At 38.0% G+C, this 3,995-nt stretch carries 4 protein-coding genes; 3 read left to right on the forward strand and 1 reads right to left on the reverse strand.

Annotated elements, in window-relative coordinates:
* The 3 genes from DQX05_RS29835 to DQX05_RS29845 form a co-directional block, all read left to right on the forward strand.
* Window positions 1-871 (forward strand): tetratricopeptide repeat protein (locus DQX05_RS29835; RefSeq protein WP_119796859.1); only part of this gene is annotated, 871 nt, incomplete at its 5' end.
* A gap of 305 nt (window positions 872-1,176) precedes the next feature.
* Window positions 1,177-1,359, forward strand: a complete 183-nt coding sequence (locus tag DQX05_RS29840) for an aspartyl-phosphate phosphatase Spo0E family protein (RefSeq protein WP_119796860.1) — start codon at window positions 1,177-1,179, stop codon at window positions 1,357-1,359.
* A 236-nt stretch (window positions 1,360-1,595) separates the two neighbouring features.
* On the forward strand, window positions 1,596-2,246 hold the full coding sequence (locus tag DQX05_RS29845; protein ID WP_119796861.1) for a hypothetical protein: 651 nt from the start codon (window positions 1,596-1,598) through the stop codon (window positions 2,244-2,246).
* Between the two features lie 1,127 nt (window positions 2,247-3,373).
* Here DQX05_RS29845 and DQX05_RS29855 read toward each other — a convergent pair.
* The gene (locus DQX05_RS29855; RefSeq protein ID WP_119796863.1) at window positions 3,374-3,610 is read right to left on the reverse strand and encodes a helix-turn-helix domain-containing protein; all 237 of its coding nucleotides are present in this window, start codon (window positions 3,608-3,610) and stop codon (window positions 3,374-3,376) included.
* Window positions 3,611-3,995 lie beyond the last annotated feature (385 nt).

Here is a 3,995-nt window from a genome sequence, read left to right on the forward strand (position 1 = left end):
AGCCCTATATCAAGTCATCGTTGACTATTCTCGCGACCATGGAATCATGCCTTTTTTGGCTAGAGGGTTATTCCAGGTGTATCTTATCGAGCGAGACGACTTTACTCGGATGCGGGATACATACGATAGTTACAAGCATATCGTAATGTATGCAGATTTTTTGAGTGCGGAAGACCGCATTACGTTCTACTACAAGCTGGGTATTCACGCTTATAATTTATTTCTGTATCCGAAGAGCATCGAGCTTGCCCTTCATGTGATTCAGGAAGCTAAACCTGATAATGAATACTATGTTCATGCGCTTGGTATATTGAGGGGAGCATACTTTCAGATCGGGGATTACGACAAGTCTGAATATTACACTCACCTTTACTCACAGTTCGATGGCCCATATATTGAAGAAAATACTCTGCTGATTAAAGCACAGCTTAATGCCAAAAGGGGAAATACGGATTTGGCGATAGCTCAATTTACATCTTTATTGGAAACGTGTGACCAACATTCAGCTTTACCAGCTTTGAATCAATTAATGAACATCTATTTACAGGAACATCGATTGTCCGAAGTAGAAAAAGTACTTTCTTATCCGATTAGACCTGAACAGATCGATAATAAGAATCCCAACACGATTTCACAATTAGCTGAATATTATTATCATAGAGCAAAGTACTTCATTGCCGCTGGTGAATTCGAGAGAGGTGTATGCGAGTCACTTGAAGGCGCATTTCATTTTTCAAGGGTAGACGATGTTCGTCAAGAAAAACGGTGCATTCATCTGATTATGCAAAGTCATTTGACTATGGGAATCACGATGACAGTACCGACGGTGAAAAAACTTACGGAATATTACAAACCAACCAATTGGGAGTGATCGCGGTGAAGCGTTTTTTATCCAAAACATACATTGCTCTTCTGAGCGTTGTTATTATCGGGGAAGCTACGATGTCTGCCTTTGGTAATGCGGACATTTTGCCTTGGTAACTTCGAGAGCAGCGTTTTTTAGGGAATAATGACGGCTTTTTTCCGTGGTAAGAGTACCTAATTGGTACTCTTTTTTTTTTGCTATTTCCCCTCCGTTTCCTTCAATTGAATTTAATGGTATTTCCTGCGACCCCTATTATACTTATTATAAATAACCCCATTATCAAGAACTGTGATGTGAGGTGAGAGACCATTGTGCGCTGTGATGATGCACTAAATAAAGTTAATGGACTTAGGCAAGAATTAATCAGGATCGCAAATGAAAAAGGTAAATTTACAGATCACGAAGTAGTTCGAGTTAGTCAACAACTAGATATTTATATACTTGAGATTCAAAAGGATTACATAAAAAGGCAATATATAAAGAAGTTCGAATAAAAGGAAGCTTTGTAAGAGGTATTCAACAAAAAAAGATTAAAAGATTATGAATATTTGATCTTGTTATATTTCACCAGATATGGTAGGTTATTACTAGGAAGGATGCTCTTCATTCCATCAATAGAAAAAGATAGTGCTCATTACATACAATGTTTTTCCTCCGCATAAAACATGATGCACAGTCTGCTTTCAATTTTGAAGAGATATCTTTACCTCAACAAAAGGAGGAGATTTGTTTGAAGAAAAGGTTGATCGCATCATTGTTAAGTGTAAGTATGGCGTTTGCAGCATTCACGCCAATGGCTTTTGCTGCATCAGAACCAAAACCAGCACAAGGGGAGCTAAGCCAAAGGCACACAGTTCAAATTGGAAAGGATGAGTTCTCAAAAAAAGTGATAGAATCAATCCCAATCATGAATAATTACATCAGCATTAAAGAAGACAAGTTCGTCCTTGACCCTGCTGCAAAAAAAGTTGTTGAGCCTAAAATTTATGAGAATTTTAAAACTGGGGTAGACCAACTGAATATTGCAATTAAGGAAGGCTTTATAATTGTGGAAAATGGACAAATAAGAGCTAATGCTAATGAATTTTCAACAAACGTATTCAGTAACACTTATTGGTGGGGAGTTGCAATAACGTTCGATGACTCGGAAACAAAGGTACATGCTCATGCGATGAGACAATCAGGAGCTGTTGCAGGACTTCTGGGTGGAATTGCAGTTTTTATCCCAGCGGGATGGCTGACGGCTCTGTCAGGTCTCCTGTATAATGCAGGGGCTAATATGGTTGCCAACGATTTCGACGCGAAAAATAATGGGAAGGGCGTGACACTGAATCTACATTGGTTACCTGTTCCGTACTACGAAGTCACTACAAATTCGTGACAATCAATGAGTAGTAATTTATGTAAGTTTATGTTATAATAGGGTAAAACGAGGGGGAGTGAATGTAATTATGACTGAAGCGCTAATAATAACTATGTCCTTTCTCTTGTTTTACGCCGTGGCAATTGCTCTGGGGATTCACTTTATCTTTAGAAAGAACATTTTGATAAGGAATTATGTTTACTTGGGGCTTTTGGCAGTTGTGTTAGGAATATCGTATTACAGTACGATATTCAAGGACAGAACTAATTGGATTCAATCTTTACTCTTTACGATTATTTTTATTGGACTTGTCAGACAGCAAATGATTTACAGGAAGAAAATGAATAATTTAAAGCAATGAAAGGGGTACCTCCGGGTGCTCCTTTTAATTTTAAAATTCTTTTGTCCATTATATGGTGCATATCGAAACGTGTATTAATCCAATTGGCCAAGGTAGGGATAATTTTTTTCATAAGATGGAAATTTTAGAATAATAGAAAGGAGGATATAAGGCATTTTTAAGGCAGGCTGGGAAACGCTTCCTTGTTGCCATTCTGTTTACGTAGTAAGTGAATAGTCTGTTATTATAGTTATGATGATGAGAGATAGGGGGATATGATTTATGGATAATCATGTAAATGATGTTTTTCGTAAGGAGTACGATGATGTGTGACGTCCTTTGTATAAAACCGTCAATGATGTTGCCGCCCAGGTTAATGCCTATGCGTTGGGTTACATCCGGTTGTAATGGACTCAAACGATACTTGGACGTATAAACGCCATGCAATAGACTCGGTAATCAAAATGGTTCAGTATGTAAAAGGATGGGCTGAGTCCGACGCAGCCGCGGGCTTATTGGGTACATTTTAGAATTAAGGACGCCAGAAAGTAGTTCAGAATCATTAGGCATTGTGCACGAAGCGATCGTAGTTTGAGAGAGTGTCGAAACAAATTGTTATTATTATCGACGAGATCAATTTATGCTTTATTACTCAAAAGCTTTAAAGTGCTGTCTCACAAAAGCCGTATTTTGTACTATAGTCTGTATCGGTAATTTTGACCTTGATTGACCTTTATGTACAGTGACACAAAGTTACCCTTAATGAGCGTATATTGACACAAACCTACTTGTAAATTAGCCTACTTCATTCTTTAAAGGAATCCATTGTATCGATCAATGTATCGACGATTTTCTCAATAGCTCTGACTTCTTTAATGTCTCGATTACATAACTTTGATTGAATTCGATCCATAATCTCAATGAATTCATGAGACAAATCACTATCCCCATAGTTTCGAAACAATTCTTCCGGTGAAACTTTCAAAGCATTTATTATTTTTTGTAAGGTTTCAAGTGAAATATTTCTCTCACCTCGTTCAATCCCACCTACATATGGCTGAGGGAGTTCAACTAACTCACCAAGTCATGCTCGCTCTCTGTTAAGCCCCATTCTATCATGAATGTGTATTGTAGTTGATATATGAATTCGGCAGTATCGGTAGCAGATACCCTACCTGCATACAGACCGTACAAGATTGGTGATCGACTATTACTGGAACCTTTGATCTTCCATTCTCCGCTTATAAGAACCGCTTGCTTTGAAGCCCTCGAGATCCTTTGCAATCTTTGCAGATAGCTGCTCGCGCTGCTTGTGCAACATTTTCCTCATATACGCTTCGCGCTGTTCGGAAAGATAAAAGAGCTCAGATGATGTTCAGAGAAAATAAAGTGATAGACTCAAAAATAAAGTATTAGACTGGGAAAAT

The organism is Paenibacillus thiaminolyticus (assembly GCF_003591545.1).
Taxonomy (GTDB): Bacteria; Bacillota; Bacilli; order Paenibacillales; family Paenibacillaceae; genus Paenibacillus_B; species Paenibacillus_B thiaminolyticus_A.